We start from the raw sequence: 14,271 nt of genomic DNA, 5'->3' as shown, positions 1-14,271 counted from the left end.
TGCCGGGGGATCCTCATACACTTTTTGCCCGCCATGCACTCGCACGAACTCATACAGCAGTTGGATGTCATTCCGACGGAACAATTGCCCGCCCATTTGCCCGCGCATGTCGTCGGGCAGTTGCCGGCGCAAGGCGTGACGGTTTTCTCCGTCTCCGGCGACGCTTCGGATACCGCCGAATTCAGCGCGCGTTACGGTTTCGGTCTGGAAGACTGCGCGAACACCATCGTGATCCGCTACAGGAAGGAGGGCGCCGAGCATTACGCGGCGCTGGTCTCGCTGGGTTCGCTGCGCCTCGACATCAACGGCGCGGTGAAGGCGGCCCTGGGCGCGCAACGGCTTTCGTTCGCGAAGCGGGAAGCGGCCGTGGAGCATAGCGGCATGGAGTTCGGCGGAATCACCGCCTTCGGCTTGCCGGCCGACTGGCGCATTCTCGTCGACGCGGCCGTCATGGCGCGGCCCCAGATCGTCATGGGCGCGGGCGTGCGAGCCGCCAAGCTGCTGCTGGCGCCGGACGTGTTGCGTCAGTGGCCGCGCTGCGAGGTCGCCTCGCTCACGTTGCCGTCCGAGTGACGCATCGCCCGGGCTGAGTGCGCAAAATCCGCTTGCGAGAAGGCTCCGCCATGTCGGCCGCGCCGTGAGCCGCGCCGGCCAGGCCCATGCGCTGTCCGGGCGCCTGCGACTGATCGCGCCGGGCCCTGAAGTTTTTTCCCGTTCCGCCGTTAATCCTGAAGATGGACATGAACCGCCTGGGCGCCCGCCCTGGCGGCGCGTCGACGACAAGTACAAAGGGATACGGAGATGGAACGGTTTCGCCTGAAGGTGCGGCTCTGGCTCGCGCTGGCAGTAATGTGCATGGGTATTCTGGCAATTGGCCTATGGGGTGCGTTCAAGACACGCGACACGATGATCGCCGATCGCCAGGCCGAACTGAAGAGCGTGGTCAGCGTCGCGTATAGCGTGCTGGATCGCTATAACGGCCTGGTCGCCTCGGGCGCCATGCCGCTCGCCGACGCGCAGCGCACGGCGATGGCCGATCTGCGCGCCATGCGCTACAACGGCGCCGGTGGCTACCTCGTGATCGAGGACGCGCAGGCCCGCGTTCTCATGCACGGCGTTCGGGCCGACCTGGAAGGCAAGGACATGAGCGGCTTCACCGACCCGCAAGGGCGCCACGTGTTCAAGGACGGCTCCGATCTCGCCGAGCGCGAAGGCGAAGGCTTCATCCATTTGCAGTTTCCGAAGCCCGGCTCCAATGAAATGGCGCCGAAGATCAACTTCGTGCGGCTGTACAAACCGTGGGACTGGACGATCGTCACCGGCGTGTTCACCGACGATATCGACGCCGCGTTTTACACGACGCTCATCCAGTACGTGGGCGCCGCGCTGATGCTGTGTGTGGTGGTGTCGCTCGTGATCGGCGTGATCCTGCGCAGCATTCTGCGGCAACTCGGCGGCGAACCGGCGTACGCGGCGCAGATCGCTGCCCGCATTGCCGACGGCGAACTCGACCTGATCGTGGAAACGAAGGCGGGCGACGAAACCAGCCTGCTCGCGGCGATGCGGCGCATGCAGCAGCGCCTCGCGCAGGCGATCGCGCAGATTCGCGGCGGCGCGACGCTGATCTCGACGGTATCGAACGAAATTGCCGCCGGCAACGCGGACCTGTCGCGCCGCACCGAACAGCAGGCCACGGCGCTCGGCGAAACCGCGTCGAGCATGGAGCAGATCACCGCGACCGTGAAGCAGAACGCCGACAACGCGAGGCAGGCCAGCCAGCTGGCGCATAACGCGTCCGAAACGGCGGCGCGCGGCGGCGAAGTGGTCGGCCAGGTGGTCGAGACGATGCGCGGCATTTCGCAGTCGTCGCACCGGATCGGCGACATCATCGGGGTGATCGAAGGCATTGCGTTCCAGACCAACATTCTCGCCTTGAACGCGGCAGTCGAAGCGGCGCGCGCCGGCGAGGAAGGACGCGGCTTCGCGGTGGTGGCGGGCGAAGTGCGCAGCCTCGCGCAACGCAGCGCGGCGGCGGCCAAGGAGATCAAGACGCTGATCGAGGAGTCCGCGGCGCAGATCGAAGGCGGCTCGCAGTATGTGAGCCGCGCCGGCGAAACCATGCAGGAAGTCGTGCAGGCGGTGCGCCGCGTGACGGACATCATGGGCGAGATCAGCGCGGCTTCGGTGGAGCAAAGCTCGGGCATCGAGCAGGTCAACATCGCGGTGGCGAGCATGGATCAGACCACCCAGCAGAACGCGGCACTGGTGGAAGAGGCGAGCGCCTCGGCGGATGTGCTGAAAGCGCAGACCGGCCAGCTCAGCGCGGCGATTGCTGTGTTCACGCTGCCGGAAGGCCGCTGACCCGCGGCACGTCGCTGCGCGAAGCGCGCGGGCCGCAATGAACGAAGCGCGCATGCCGCGCAGCCGGCCGGGCGGCTGCGCGGCATCGAGCGAACGCTCAGATCATCAGGCGCGAGACTTTGGTGCCTTCGAGCGATACGCCGGCCATCAGACCGCCGTTCGTCAGGACAAAGGCTTCGACCGGACTGGTGGCGGTGGAGGTGTCGACCGCGCCGTTCGCGCCGACCTTCAGCACCGCGACGGTCGCGTCCGCTCCGGCTGCCCACCCCTGGCTGCCGAGGAATTTATCGAGCGCCTCTTGCGTCATGAAGAGGAATACGAGGGCCTTGGATTGCGCGCCGATCTGCAAACCGAACGAGCCCGCCACGGTGCTGTAATAGCCCGCCGTGCGGCCGGCCACGCGCAACGCGCCTTCGCCGTACTGGCCGCCGACCCAGAAGCCCGCCGAGATCACGGACGGGAACACCAGAACGCCGCGTGCTTTTGCCACCAGTTCGCGCGAACCGCTGACGTTCGCGTAGAGACGCGAGAGCGTGGAATCGACTCCCGCATTGATCGTGTCGCGCTTGCCGGCGTTGGCTGAAGACGACGCGCTCGAAGATGGCGACGTGGTCGTGCAGCCGGCGAGGCCAAGGCCCGCCGTGGCGAGGGCGGCGCTGGTGGTCATGATGAATTGTCGTCTGCGCATGTTGTTTTCCTTGTGCGTTATTAAGTTATGAAGGCTGCGTTTCTCGTTTCCAGGCGAGCAATCGTACCGTGACGCAGGTGAACCGTGCGTCGATTGCTAACCAGCATTTGGCGTGCCTGGCCCCCGCGGCTGCGTGCGTATCGGCGGGCCGGGCCCGCCGGCGCGGGAACGGGCGCGCGGATCTCGCACCGTTCCCGTGCTTTTATGACTACACCGACGGCCGGATGTTCTGGTTGCAGCGGAACAGGTTGCGCGGATCGTAGCGGTTTTTTACAGCGACCAGCCGTTCGTAGTTTGGCCCGTAGGCGTCGGCGACGCGGCCGCCTTCTTCCTGCGTCATGAAGTTGACGTAGACGCTGCCCAGCGCGAAGGGTGCCGCCGCGTCGAAGAACGCGCGAGCCCATGCGATGCAGCGCTCGTCGTCGCTTGCGTCGTCCCACCGGCCGTGCACGTTCATCGCGTACAGCGTGTCGCGGCTCGAGTACGCGGTGGCTTCCACGGGCACGCGCTGCGTTTGCGCGCCGATCTGTCCGAAGAAAATCTCGCATTGCGGTGACGGCAGCTTATCGATCGCGCTGAGCAGCGCGTCGATGAGCCCGTCCTGGATCTCGCCCAGGTTGTGCGATTTCCAGTAATTGCGCGCGCCTGGCGTGAGTAGCGGGTCGAACGCCTGCTGCCACGCGACAAACGGCATCGGGCCCAGATGTTCACCAACCGGCGTGCCGAATGCCCGTACGAATTCCACCGCGGACGGCCCGTTTTCGATGGGCCCTGTATAGCACATCGCGAACACGATCACCGGTTTGCCGTGCACTTCGGGCGGCAGGAACGGCAGCGGCGGCGCGAGCCGCAGCACGGCCCACACACTCAGTTCCTCCGGCATGGCGGCGTTCGCCGCGCGGTATTTGAGCAGGGCGTCCCGCGCCTGCGCGAGCGGCAGGACGACGAGGCCGCCATATACCAGCGGTCCGACCGGATGCAGAGCGAACTCGAATCGCGTGACGACGCCGAAATTGCCGCCGCCGCCGCGAATCGCCCAGAACAGATCTTCGTGCGAGTCGGCGCTCGTGTTGAGGAGTTCGCCCTCGGCGGTCACGACATCGGCGGAGACCAGATTGTCTATCGTCATGCCATATCTGCGGCTCAGCCAGCCAAAGCCGCCGCCGAGCGTCAGGCCCGCGACGCCGGTAGTCGAATTGATGCCGAGCGGAGTGGCAAGACCGAATGCCTGCGCTTCATGGTCGAAATCGTGCAGCGTTGCGCCCGGTTCGACATAGGCGCGCCGTGCCGCGGGATCGATATGCACTGATTTCATCTGCGACAGATCGAGCACTACGCCGTCGTCGCACAATGCGCTGCCCCCAATGTTGTGGCCGCCGCCGCGAATCGCCAGCGGCAGGCCGTTGTCGCGCGCGAAAGCCACGCCCTGGCGCACGTCGGCTGCGCCCGCGCAACGCAAAATGATTGCCGGATGCCGGTCGATCATCGCGTTCCAGATACTGCGTGCCTGCTCGAAGCTGGCGTCGCCGGGCAGCAGAACCTGTCCCCGGACGGCGGTTTTCAATTCGTCGACGGCGTTGCTGGACACATTGACCATGGTTCATCTCCTGAGATAGTGGAACACGCTCGCAGAACACTATTCAGCTGACCAGAGCAAATCGGAAGTGTCCTGAAAGGTTGTTTTGCGTCCAGTAAACGAGCCTGCTTCGCGAAGTCAAACAGAGGTAAACCCGCGTTTTTTACCGGCTGTGCGCGAGAGCTCGCGCGACAGGCATCCGCGGGCCGGGCCGGTGACGATGACTCGTCCAGCTGCCGCGGATGGTGGAAATGCTTCGGAAAAAGACCCCGCCAGGAAGTGTTGGTTATGCCGCGGTGTGGTGGTTGCGCAGCGACACTTCGAGGTTTGACTCGCGCCGGCGTGCGCGAGTCGATATGTGACTGGACGCGTTTGCTATTGGGATGGTGGGTCGCGGCTGCGCGCGTGATTGTTTGCCTGAAGCGGCGGTGCACGGTTCTCGTCTTTTGTTGCGAGACTCGTTTTTTTGCTCTTGTGATAGCTCGCGACTGCGCTCGTTTATTGACTCGACGTTTTTGTGTCTTACTGAATCACCAAGGAGCGATGATTCAGAGTAGCAACTCCTGAGTTGCGCTGTCTGTGTGATTGCGCTCACTCCCATCCCGACAGTCGCTTTTTTATGTTCGGAGAAACACATGGCGTTTCCTTTTCGCTATGTGACGGCAACGACGATATCAACATGATGCATCCCACGAGGTTTTGACGTCATTGCAGATTTAATAGTTTGGAGTGCGTATCTAAAGGGAGTATTTTCCGGATTTTGAAGAAACGGTAATTGACGATCTCTGACAGTTCGGGTGTGCAATTAATCGCTAAAGACGCTGGCGATGTCGCATTGCGTGGGCTAGCGCACGGTCACTGAATGGCGCTACGCATAACTTCAGTGTCCATCAGGCCCAGCTGTGTCCATTTAAAAATCAGTTCGTGCACAGCCAATCGTTTTTCTCGAATCACGTTGAATCGGACCGGGGTTTTCCGCGAGAGAAATGCCGGACGTCATGCGGTTTTGCGTGACGCGCGGCAAAGACGACTGGGTGTTGAAGTTTCATTTTTAACAGTGAACAGAGAGTCACTTGTTATCCAGGCCGGTCTTTCAGGGCATATAGTTAGGAGAATGAAATGAAAAAGAGAAACGGGGACGCGCTGGCGTTGGGGACGCGCCGGGCGGTATTTGCAGTTGCCGTGAGTTTGTATGCGGCGATGGCGGGTGCGCAAACGAATCAGGCGCCGTCTGCGGCGCCGTCGGTCAGTCCATCGAGGATGATGGTTGCGCAAGCGCTGCCGATTGATTGTCCGTCGTTCGACGCGCCTGGCTGCAAGCGGGAGAGCGATGACCTGGTGACGGCCGGCGGAATTGGAGTTGCTGCGGCTGCGGGTGGGTTGGGATCGTTATCGGCTGGGGGATCGGAAAGCGGCAGCGGCAACGGGACTTCGTCGACCGGGGCGGCCGCCGCGGGTAGCGGCGGCGGGAATAGTGGGACGAACTCCGGCTCGGCGGGACTTGGTGCCGGAAGTACGGGCAATGGTGGCGATGGGAAGGGAGGCGCGGGAGCGGGTAGTGGTGGCGGGACTGGTGGTGGTGGGACTGGCGGTGGCGGGACTGGTGGTGGTGGGACTGGTGGTGGCGGGACTGGTGGTGGTGGGACTGCCGGTGGTGGGACTGGTGGTGGCGGGACTGGTGGTGGGACTGGTGGTGGGACTGGTGGTGGTGGGACTGGCGGTGGCGGGACTGGCGGTGGTGGGACTGGTGGTGGTGGAACCGGCGGTGGAGGGGACGGCGGGAATGGCGGCGGGACCGGTGGCGACGGCGGTCATGGTAATGGCGGCCACGGCGATGGCGGTCACGGCGACGGTGGCCACGGCGGTCATGGTGACGGTGGCCACGGCGACGGCGGTCATGGTGACGGCGGCCACGGCGATGGCGGTCATGGTGACGGCGGTCACGGTGACGGTGGCCACGGCGACGGCGGTCATGGTGACGGCGGCCACGGCGACGGCGGTCATGGTGACGGTGGCCACGGCGACGGCGGTCATGGTGACGGCGGCCACGGCGATGGCGGTCATGGTGACGGCGGCCACGGCGACGGCGGTCATGGTGACGGTGGTCACGGCGACGGCGGTCATGGTGACGGTGGTCACGGCGACGGCGGTCATGGTGACGGCGGCCACGGTGATGGCGGTCACGGCGACGGTGGCCACGGCAATGGTGGCCACGGCGACGGCGGCAAGGGCGGAAACGGCCCTGGCGCAGGCGGCTTCGGCAACGGCGGCCACGGCGATGGTGGTCATGGCGACGGTGGCAAGGGCGGAAACGGCCCTGGCGCAGGCGGCTTCGGCAGCGGCGGCCACGGCGATGGCGGTCACGGAGACGGCGGCAAGGGCGGAAGCGGTCCGGGCGCAGGCGGTTCCGGCAACGGCGGCTTCGGCAACTCCGGCAACGGCGGCCACGGCGACGGTGGCAAGGGCGGAAACGGCCCTGGCGCAGGCGGCTTCGGCAGCGGCGGCCACGGCGATGGTGGCCACGGAGACGGCGGCAAGGGCGGAAACGGTCCGGGCGCAGGCGGTTCCGGCAACGGCGGCTTCGGCAACTCCGGCAACGGCGGCCACGGCGACGGTGGCAAGGGCGGAAACGGCCCTGGCGCAGGCGGCTTCGGCAGCGGCGGTCACGGCGATGGCGGTCACGGAGACGGCGGCAAGGGCGGAAGCGGTCCGGGCGCAGGCGGTTCCGGCAACGGCGGCTTCGGCAACTCCGGCAACGGTGGCCACGGAGACGGCGGCAAGGGCGGAAGCGGTCCGGGCGCAGGCGGTTCCGGTAACGGCGGCTTCGGCAGCTCCGGCAACGGTGGCCACGGCGGCGGTTTCGGTGGCGGTTTTGGCTCAGGCCACGGTGGCGGCTTCGGCGGCGGCTTTGGCTCAGGTGGCCACGGCGGCGGCTTTGGCTCAGGTGGCCACGGCGGCGGTTTCGGCTCAGGTGGCCACGGCGGCGGTTTCGGCTCAGGTGGCCACGGCGGCGGTTTCGGCTCAGGCGGCCACGGCGGCGGCTATGGCGGAGGTCACGGCGGCGGCAACGGCGGTGGTGGTGGTGGCGGCGGTGGCGGGGGCGGCCACTAACAGGCCAACTTTCCCCCATCGCAGGGAGGCCGGCAGACCGGCCTCCCTTCCGATGCCAGGCGGAGCGAGCGAACGAACACCGTCCGCTCGCTCCAGCCACCAACCTCCACGAGCCACAATCTCAACAAACTCAACAAACCAGAACCCAACCCCTCATCGCGCCACTTCGATCACCCTTTCCTGCACCACCAGAAAAACCTTCTCATCGGCCACACGGCCATCCTCACGCGCCCCACCCGTAAAGCTCCCGAACGCAGGCAACACGCCACAGTTCACACCGAACCTGAAACACGGAACCCGTACCGAATCGTTGCGCGTCGCAATCCGATACACGGGATGCACGTGCCCCGCGAGCGCATACGCACCCTCGACCGTCTGAGGGTGATGACACAACGCCCACGGCCCGAGCCGCCAGGGCTCATCGACATACTCGACGCCGAGCGTCGCGGGCAGCGGTCCTGCATGCACATCGTGATTCCCTTCGACGAGCACCACCCGCAACCCGGCATGCCGCGCGCGCCAGACATGCAAAGCTTCGAGCGTCTCCGTGGCATGCGCCTCGCGCGCATGCAGCAGATCGCCGAGAAATACGAGCAGGGTCGGCTCGAACTGGGCGATCAGAATATCCAGGCGCATCACGTTGTCGGCGGTCGAACCGATCGGCACCGGAATGCCGCGCGCGCGAAACACCGCGTCCTTGCCGAAATGCACATCGGCGACGAGCAGACAACGCAGCGCCGGATCGAAAGCCGCGCGCAAGCTCGATAGCACGAGAGAATGTCTGGCGATCTCAACCTGCAACGACCCCGGCTTCATGTGCGGGCCGCCTTCTCGAGTTCGGCCAGCATCCGCTCGACGCGGTCCGCGAGTTTCTCCGTACTGACCTTCTCCCGCAAGCGTCCGACGATCAACGGAAACGCAAACGGCGTCGGTTTTTTCGGGCGCATGACCACCAGGCGGCTCGTGTTCATGTGTTCGAGCGCGGTGCGAATGCGCCGGGCGTCGAGTTCCTGCAGCAACACTTCGTCATCGGCCTGGTTGAGCAACAGATTGCCGCTATCGTGATTGCGAAAGATCTCGTAGAAGAGGCCGCTCGACGCTTGCAACTGCCGCGCGCTTTTCTGCTGCCCGGGATGCCCCTGGAATACCAATCCCGACACGCGCGCAATCTCGCGAAAGCGCCGCATGGAGAGCTCTGACGAATTGAGGCTCGCGAGAATGTCGTGATCCAGTTCTTCGGGAGAGAGCAAACCGCTTTCGAGCTTCTCTGCCCAATCGAATGGTTGCGCGGACAACAGTTCGAAGCCGTAGTCGTTCATCGAAATGGAAAAGGTGCCGGGCTGCTCGCGTGCGACGCGCCATGCGAGCAACGCGCCCAAACCGATATGCGCTGTGCGCCCCGCAAACGGATAGCAAAAGAAATGATGGCCTTCGCGCGTTTTCACCAACTCCACGACCAGTACGCCCGGTTCGGGCAATGCCGACCACTTCTGCTGCAATTCGAGCAGCGGCCGCACGGCGCGCATTTCCGGTTCGTCGTAGATGCCGGCGGCGGCGCGCGCGAGCATCGTGAGCGTGGCGTCGGCGAGTTCGGAAGACAGCGGCATACGGCTGCCGGCCCATTGCGGCATGGCTCCGCGCGACGACGTGGCGCGCCGCACCCACGCGGTCATATCCTGCACGCGGATCAATTCGAGGGCGCGCCCGCCGAACGTAAAGATATCGCCGGGCTTGAGCCGCGAAATAAACGATTCCTCGATGGCGCCAATCCGGCCGCCCGAGAGATAGGCGACATTCAGGGTACCGTTGGCGACGATCGTGCCGATGTTGTTGCGGTGCCTTCGCACCAGATCCTCGCGCGGCACGTGGTACAGCCCATCGCTTTCGCGCGCCACGCGATGATAGTCGGGGTAGGCGCGCAACGCCGTGCCGCCGCCTTCCACGAAGCCGAGCGCCCAATCGAACTCGGCCTGCGTCAACTGCCGGTAAGCATAGGTACTGCGAATCTCGCCGTACAGTTCGCGCGCATCGAACCCGCCGCCGATCGCCACGGTAACGAGATGCTGCACCAGCACGTCGAACGGTTTCTCCGGTGTTTCGCGGCCTTCTATCTGACGCTTCGCGACAGCCTCGCGCGCGGCGGCCGCTTCCACCAGTTCGAGCGCATGCGTCGGCACGATCGTCACTCGCGAAGGGCGTCCCGGCGCGTGGCCCGAACGGCCCGCGCGCTGCATCAAACGTGCGACGCCCTTCGGCGAACCGATCTGAAACACGCGCTCCACCGGCAGAAAATCGACGCCCAGATCGAGGCTCGATGTGCATACAACCACTTTCAGCAAGCCGCTCTTGAGGCCGCGCTCGACCCATTCGCGCACTTCCTGATCGAGCGAGCCGTGATGCAGCGCGATCAGACCGGCCCATTCGGGCCGCGCTTCGAGCAGCGCCTGATACCACACCTCGCATTGCGAACGTGTGTTGGTAAACACGAGCGAAGTCCGAGCTTCGCCGATCGCCTCGGCGACTGCGCCGACCTGGCGCATGCCCACATGACCGCCCCACGGAAACCGCTCGATGGTCTCGGGTATGACCGTATCGACGATCAGCGCTTTGGGCAGCGCGCCATGCACGTTTGCGCGTGGCGTCTTCACGGGGGCGAGCAATACATCGGCGGCGAAGGGCAGATTGCCGAGCGTCGCCGACAACCCCCATACCTGCAATTCAGGCCGCCAATGCGCGAGACGCGCAAGCGCGAGTTGCGTTTGCGTGCCGCGCTTGTTGCCGAGCAACTCATGCCATTCGTCGACGACCACCAGTCGCACGTGCGCAAGCACGTCGCGTGCATCGGAGCGCGTCAGCATGAGCGAAAGACTTTCCGGTGTCGTGACGAGCGCCGACGGCATGCGCCGGTTTTGCCGTGCGCGTTCGGCGGACGACGTATCGCCGGTGCGCAACCCGACGCTCCACGGCACGGCCAGTTCTGCCGCCGAAGTTTGCAAGGCGCGCGCGGTGTCCGCAGCGAGCGCGCGCATCGGCGTGATCCACAGCACGGTGAGCGGTTCGGGCTGGGCGCGGGTCGCACGCGGGCGGCCAGGCGGCGTCGGCGTTGTCACGAAGGCGGCCAGCGCGCCGAACCAGACAGCCCAGGTTTTACCTGCGCCGGTCGTGGCGTGCAGCAAACCACTCGCGCCACGGCCGATTTCTCGCCAGACCTCGTGTTGAAACTCGAATGGCTGCCAGCGGCGCGTCTCGAACCATGCCGCGAGTCTGTCGGCGAAGGGGCGGCGCGCGGCCGTTTCGTCGATGGCGAAAGGCAGCGGCTCGAAGGCCGGTTCGCGTGCGTCGAGCCGCGCCTGCTGTTCGCGGCTGCGCGGAATCCGGCGCGGCCGGGGAGCGCGCCGACGCTCGGGCGGCGCAGAGGGAGCGGGGACCTCGCTCTCGTCGGAATCAGCCGGCTTGGTCATCGGAAGCGCTCTTTAGCATTGGATTCGCGTGTCGGCGAACGGCTCGAAGGGATCTCCTGTGTGGACCGCCAAACCGGGCCGGTGGTTCACAACAGAATCTTCGCAGTTATGTACGCGGTTCCGCTCGTGTTCGAATGCGGAGGTCCCGCGCACTGAATCTGGCGTTGAAAAAGCAGGTGAGCGCAACTGCGGACGCGTGCCGACGATCACCAACGCGGCGGTCGTGCTGGTGCGTTGGATGCGATCCGTTACAATGAGCCGCACTACCCATCTGGAGACTCGCTTTGAAATCTATCGTTGCATTGGTCGCAGCAGCTCTTCTGTCTTCAACGGCGCTGTCTTCAACGGCGATGGCTGCCGCGCCCACCACCGAAAAACTGCCTTCCGGTGTCGTGGTTGAACATCTGACCCAAGGTACCGGCGCCCAACCTGCCGCCGAAGATGTCGTCAAGGTCAACTACCGCGGCACGCTGGCCAACGGTACCGAGTTCGATAGCTCGGCGAAACACGGCGGCCCGGCCACGTTCCCGCTGAACCGCGTGATTCCGTGCTGGACGCAAGGCGTGCAGAAGATGAAAGTGGGCGGCAAGGCCAAACTGACCTGCCCGGCTGCGACTGCTTACGGCGATCGCAACGTCGGCGTGATTCCGCCGAACAGTGACCTGACGTTCGAGGTCGAACTGGTCGGCATCGTCAAATAAGCCGGCACGGCGTGAACTGAGACTGAGCCCCGCTCCGGATATCGCAGCGGGGCTTTTCTTTGCCGGGCACTGCGTCTGCCCGCTTCTGGGGGCACTGTGATGAAACACGAAAACAATGCCGTGCCGGTGGCCACCATCGGTTTCACCGGTAAGACTGCGCAGGAGTTTTTCGATTTGCTGAAAAACGCTGAGGTGCGGACGGTTCTCGACATCCGCCTGAGCAACACGTCGCAACTTGCCGGCTTCGCGAAGAAACAGGATCTGCCTTTCTTTCTCGACAAGTTGTGCGGCGCAGCTTATCGGGAGATGCCCGAACTGGCTCCCGAGCCGGACTTGTTCAAGCGCTATAAGGCCAAGGAACTGACGTGGGACGATTTCGCGGACGCTTATATCGAGCTGATCGCCCAGCGCCGGGTGGAAAGCAGTCTGGACGTCGATCTATTCCGTTCGGCCTGCCTGCTTTGCAGTGAACATTTACCACACCGCTGCCACCGGCGGCTGGCGCTCGAGTACCTGAACTCGCGCTGGAACAGCCGCCTGAAAATTACCCACCTGTCGTGACCGCCGGCCCGATGGCGGTACTTTCGCGCAGCGGCAGAAGGCCGGGTTTCACTCGGACGGCGCGAAAAGCATCGAGATATAAACGATGGTGGATATGACCGTAATGCCGACCCCGACGAAAACTTTGGTGCGGTTGAATTCCAGGCCGCCGTTAATTGCCACGCAGATGCCGACGACGGACGCCAATGTGCCGATCGTGGCCAGCAATACGTGAACCTTGCTGCGTATCAGCTTGCGGCGTTCCGGACTTGCACCTTCTTTCCAGTTTTCGAGTTTCACGGGAATTATCCTTTGAGTTAGCGTGTAGTGGTCCGAATGCCTGGGCCCGGAGTGATGCCGGCCGGTGTGCCTTTCGCATTACGAATGTTCCAATGGCACAAAGCATAACTGAGTCGCCAGGCCGTGCAAATAACAAACACGAGAAAATCCAGCGCCTGATTGTCACAAGTGTATTTAGTGGCGAGGCGCGCATAAGGGCGCCCACGAATCATGAATGGCGCGACTTTTTTAAAGTTTCAGTGCGCCGGGTCGTCTACTATCTACTCATGCGCCGACGCGACGCCTACCTCGCCGCGCAGTCAGGAAGATCCCGTCGTCATTCGCCGCGCGTTGAGGAGCGCCTGCCATGAATATCGACTTCCACTACGGTGTGGTCTATATCGCCGCCCGCGTGGCCGGAATGCCGGCGGGCGACGCGCTCACCGTGGCGCATGCCTGTCAGTACGTCGACGATGCGACGACCGCGGGCATATTGCGCTTCAAGGGTGGCGAGACCTTTGAACGCTTTGCCACGGCGCACAAGTTATTCGACTACGCCACCACGGAGGACGACCAGAACCGTCTGGTATGGACGCCCTTTCATTTTCTGCCGGCGGCCGAAGGCGAGACCTTGCACGAAAAGGCCGTGTGCCGGCCGGATAGCGCCGTCGCGCGTGAGGTGGTGCGGCGGGCGATCCTGCACCGGGACACCGAGACCGGACTGCATCGGCTGGGTGTGACGCTTCATACGTACGTCGATACATGGGCGCATCAAGGATTCGCCGGTATCGAAAGTCCGTGGAATCGGGTTCATCTGCTGGAGGCGCAAGACTGTACGCGCAAAGGCTGGTTCGCCAAACTCAAACTCGCCAGCGAGCATCTGATCGAACACATCGAGGAAGATATTCTGACCGTCGCGCTACCCGTCGGTCATGGCGCCGCGTTGCACTATCCTGACCAGCCGTGGGCGAAATGGCATTACATCGACGGTAGGAACGAATTCATCCAGCGACATAATCTGCCGGAATTCGTGCAGGCGGCCGAGATGGCGTGTCGGGCGGTGCGTGGCTATCTGGAGGGGCGGCAAGATTTCGAGAACCAGCCCGGCATGCCGGACGACGTCACAGAGGTGCTCACCGACCTGCTCAATACCAATCGCCACGAAGACGACAACGAGCGCTTGCGGCACATTTGCCGCGTTTTGAAGGCTGGCGGTATTCCGGGTTTGAAAGAGTCGATTCCGGAATACGTGCCCAAAGGGCCTGGCTCCTGGAAGTACCTGGCTACCGGTTTGAAGTTCGGCGACGACACCGGAGACAAGCCCGTGTGGACCGAAGCCTTTGAGAAAAGCGATTACAGGTTATTTCACGACGCGGTCAAGCAGCATCGCTTCGTGACCACACAGGAAATTCTACCGACGCACGGATTGCGGATTGCCTGAACCAACCAGCTTTCATCTGAAAGTGCGGTGCTATTGAGGTGTTCTAACATGGCGCTATTCGGCGTCACTTCATTGACTCAGGTTCACCCTTACGGATTGCCGGGAGCTTTGCT

11 protein-coding genes are annotated in these 14,271 nt (G+C 64.0%); 5 read left to right on the top strand and 6 right to left on the bottom strand.

The genetic code is table 11. The features are described 5' to 3' along the window. The first annotated feature begins 33 nt into the window (after nucleotides 1-33). Entirely contained in the window at nucleotides 34-573 is a 540-nt protein-coding gene (locus BXE_RS33065; protein WP_011492482.1) for a YbaK/EbsC family protein, read from the top strand. A gap of 228 nt (nucleotides 574-801) precedes the next feature. Beyond that, nucleotides 802-2,361, top strand: a complete 1,560-nt coding sequence (locus tag BXE_RS33060; protein ID WP_011492481.1) for a methyl-accepting chemotaxis protein — start codon at nucleotides 802-804, stop codon at nucleotides 2,359-2,361. Nucleotides 2,362-2,458: 97 nt separating this feature from the next. Here the strand turns inward: BXE_RS33060 and BXE_RS33055 are convergent, their stop codons facing one another. The 5 genes from BXE_RS33055 to BXE_RS33035 form a co-directional block, all read right to left on the bottom strand. Further along, nucleotides 2,459-3,049: a BPSL1445 family SYLF domain-containing lipoprotein gene (locus tag BXE_RS33055; protein WP_011492480.1), complete on the bottom strand. Its 591-nt coding sequence runs from the start codon at nucleotides 3,047-3,049 to the stop codon at nucleotides 2,459-2,461. 208 nt (nucleotides 3,050-3,257) lie between these two features. Then, nucleotides 3,258-4,646 (bottom strand): FAD-binding oxidoreductase, encoded by a 1,389-nt coding sequence (locus tag BXE_RS33050; RefSeq protein ID WP_011492479.1) that lies wholly within the window; start codon nucleotides 4,644-4,646, stop codon nucleotides 3,258-3,260. 1,368 nt (nucleotides 4,647-6,014) lie between these two features. Then, a complete protein-coding gene (locus BXE_RS47950; protein WP_049782305.1) occupies nucleotides 6,015-7,475 on the bottom strand; it encodes a hypothetical protein in 1,461 nt (486 codons plus the stop codon). A 414-nt stretch (nucleotides 7,476-7,889) separates the two neighbouring features. Continuing rightward, complete coding sequence (gene pdeM / locus BXE_RS33040) at nucleotides 7,890-8,552, bottom strand: ligase-associated DNA damage response endonuclease PdeM (protein WP_011492475.1); 663 nt, start codon at nucleotides 8,550-8,552, stop codon at nucleotides 7,890-7,892. Further along, nucleotides 8,549-11,197, bottom strand: a complete 2,649-nt coding sequence (locus BXE_RS33035; protein WP_011492474.1) for a ligase-associated DNA damage response DEXH box helicase — start codon at nucleotides 11,195-11,197, stop codon at nucleotides 8,549-8,551. The genes pdeM and BXE_RS33035 overlap by 4 nt, the downstream gene beginning before the upstream one ends. 284 nt (nucleotides 11,198-11,481) lie before the next feature. On the opposite strand from BXE_RS33035, the gene BXE_RS33030 reads away from it, so the two are divergent. Both BXE_RS33030 and BXE_RS33025 read left to right on the top strand, forming a co-directional pair. Next, the gene (locus BXE_RS33030) at nucleotides 11,482-11,898 is read left to right on the top strand and encodes an FKBP-type peptidyl-prolyl cis-trans isomerase (RefSeq protein WP_040124503.1); all 417 of its coding nucleotides are present in this window, start codon (nucleotides 11,482-11,484) and stop codon (nucleotides 11,896-11,898) included. A gap of 99 nt (nucleotides 11,899-11,997) precedes the next feature. Beyond that, nucleotides 11,998-12,459 (top strand): DUF488 domain-containing protein, encoded by a 462-nt coding sequence (locus BXE_RS33025; RefSeq protein ID WP_011492471.1) that lies wholly within the window; start codon nucleotides 11,998-12,000, stop codon nucleotides 12,457-12,459. Nucleotides 12,460-12,507: 48 nt separating this feature from the next. Here the strand turns inward: BXE_RS33025 and BXE_RS33020 are convergent, their stop codons facing one another. Continuing rightward, a complete protein-coding gene (locus BXE_RS33020; protein WP_007177952.1) occupies nucleotides 12,508-12,738 on the bottom strand; it encodes a hypothetical protein in 231 nt (76 codons plus the stop codon). 346 nt (nucleotides 12,739-13,084) lie between these two features. Between BXE_RS33020 and BXE_RS33015 the strand changes: the two genes are divergently transcribed. Beyond that, the gene (locus BXE_RS33015) at nucleotides 13,085-14,158 is read left to right on the top strand and encodes a DUF6765 family protein (protein ID WP_011492470.1); all 1,074 of its coding nucleotides are present in this window, start codon (nucleotides 13,085-13,087) and stop codon (nucleotides 14,156-14,158) included. Nucleotides 14,159-14,271: the final 113 nt, after the last annotated feature.

It is taken from the genome of Paraburkholderia xenovorans LB400 (assembly GCF_000013645.1).
In the GTDB taxonomy this organism is placed as follows: domain Bacteria; phylum Pseudomonadota; class Gammaproteobacteria; order Burkholderiales; family Burkholderiaceae; genus Paraburkholderia; species Paraburkholderia xenovorans.
This window is presented reverse-complemented; position numbering and strand designations above follow the sequence as displayed.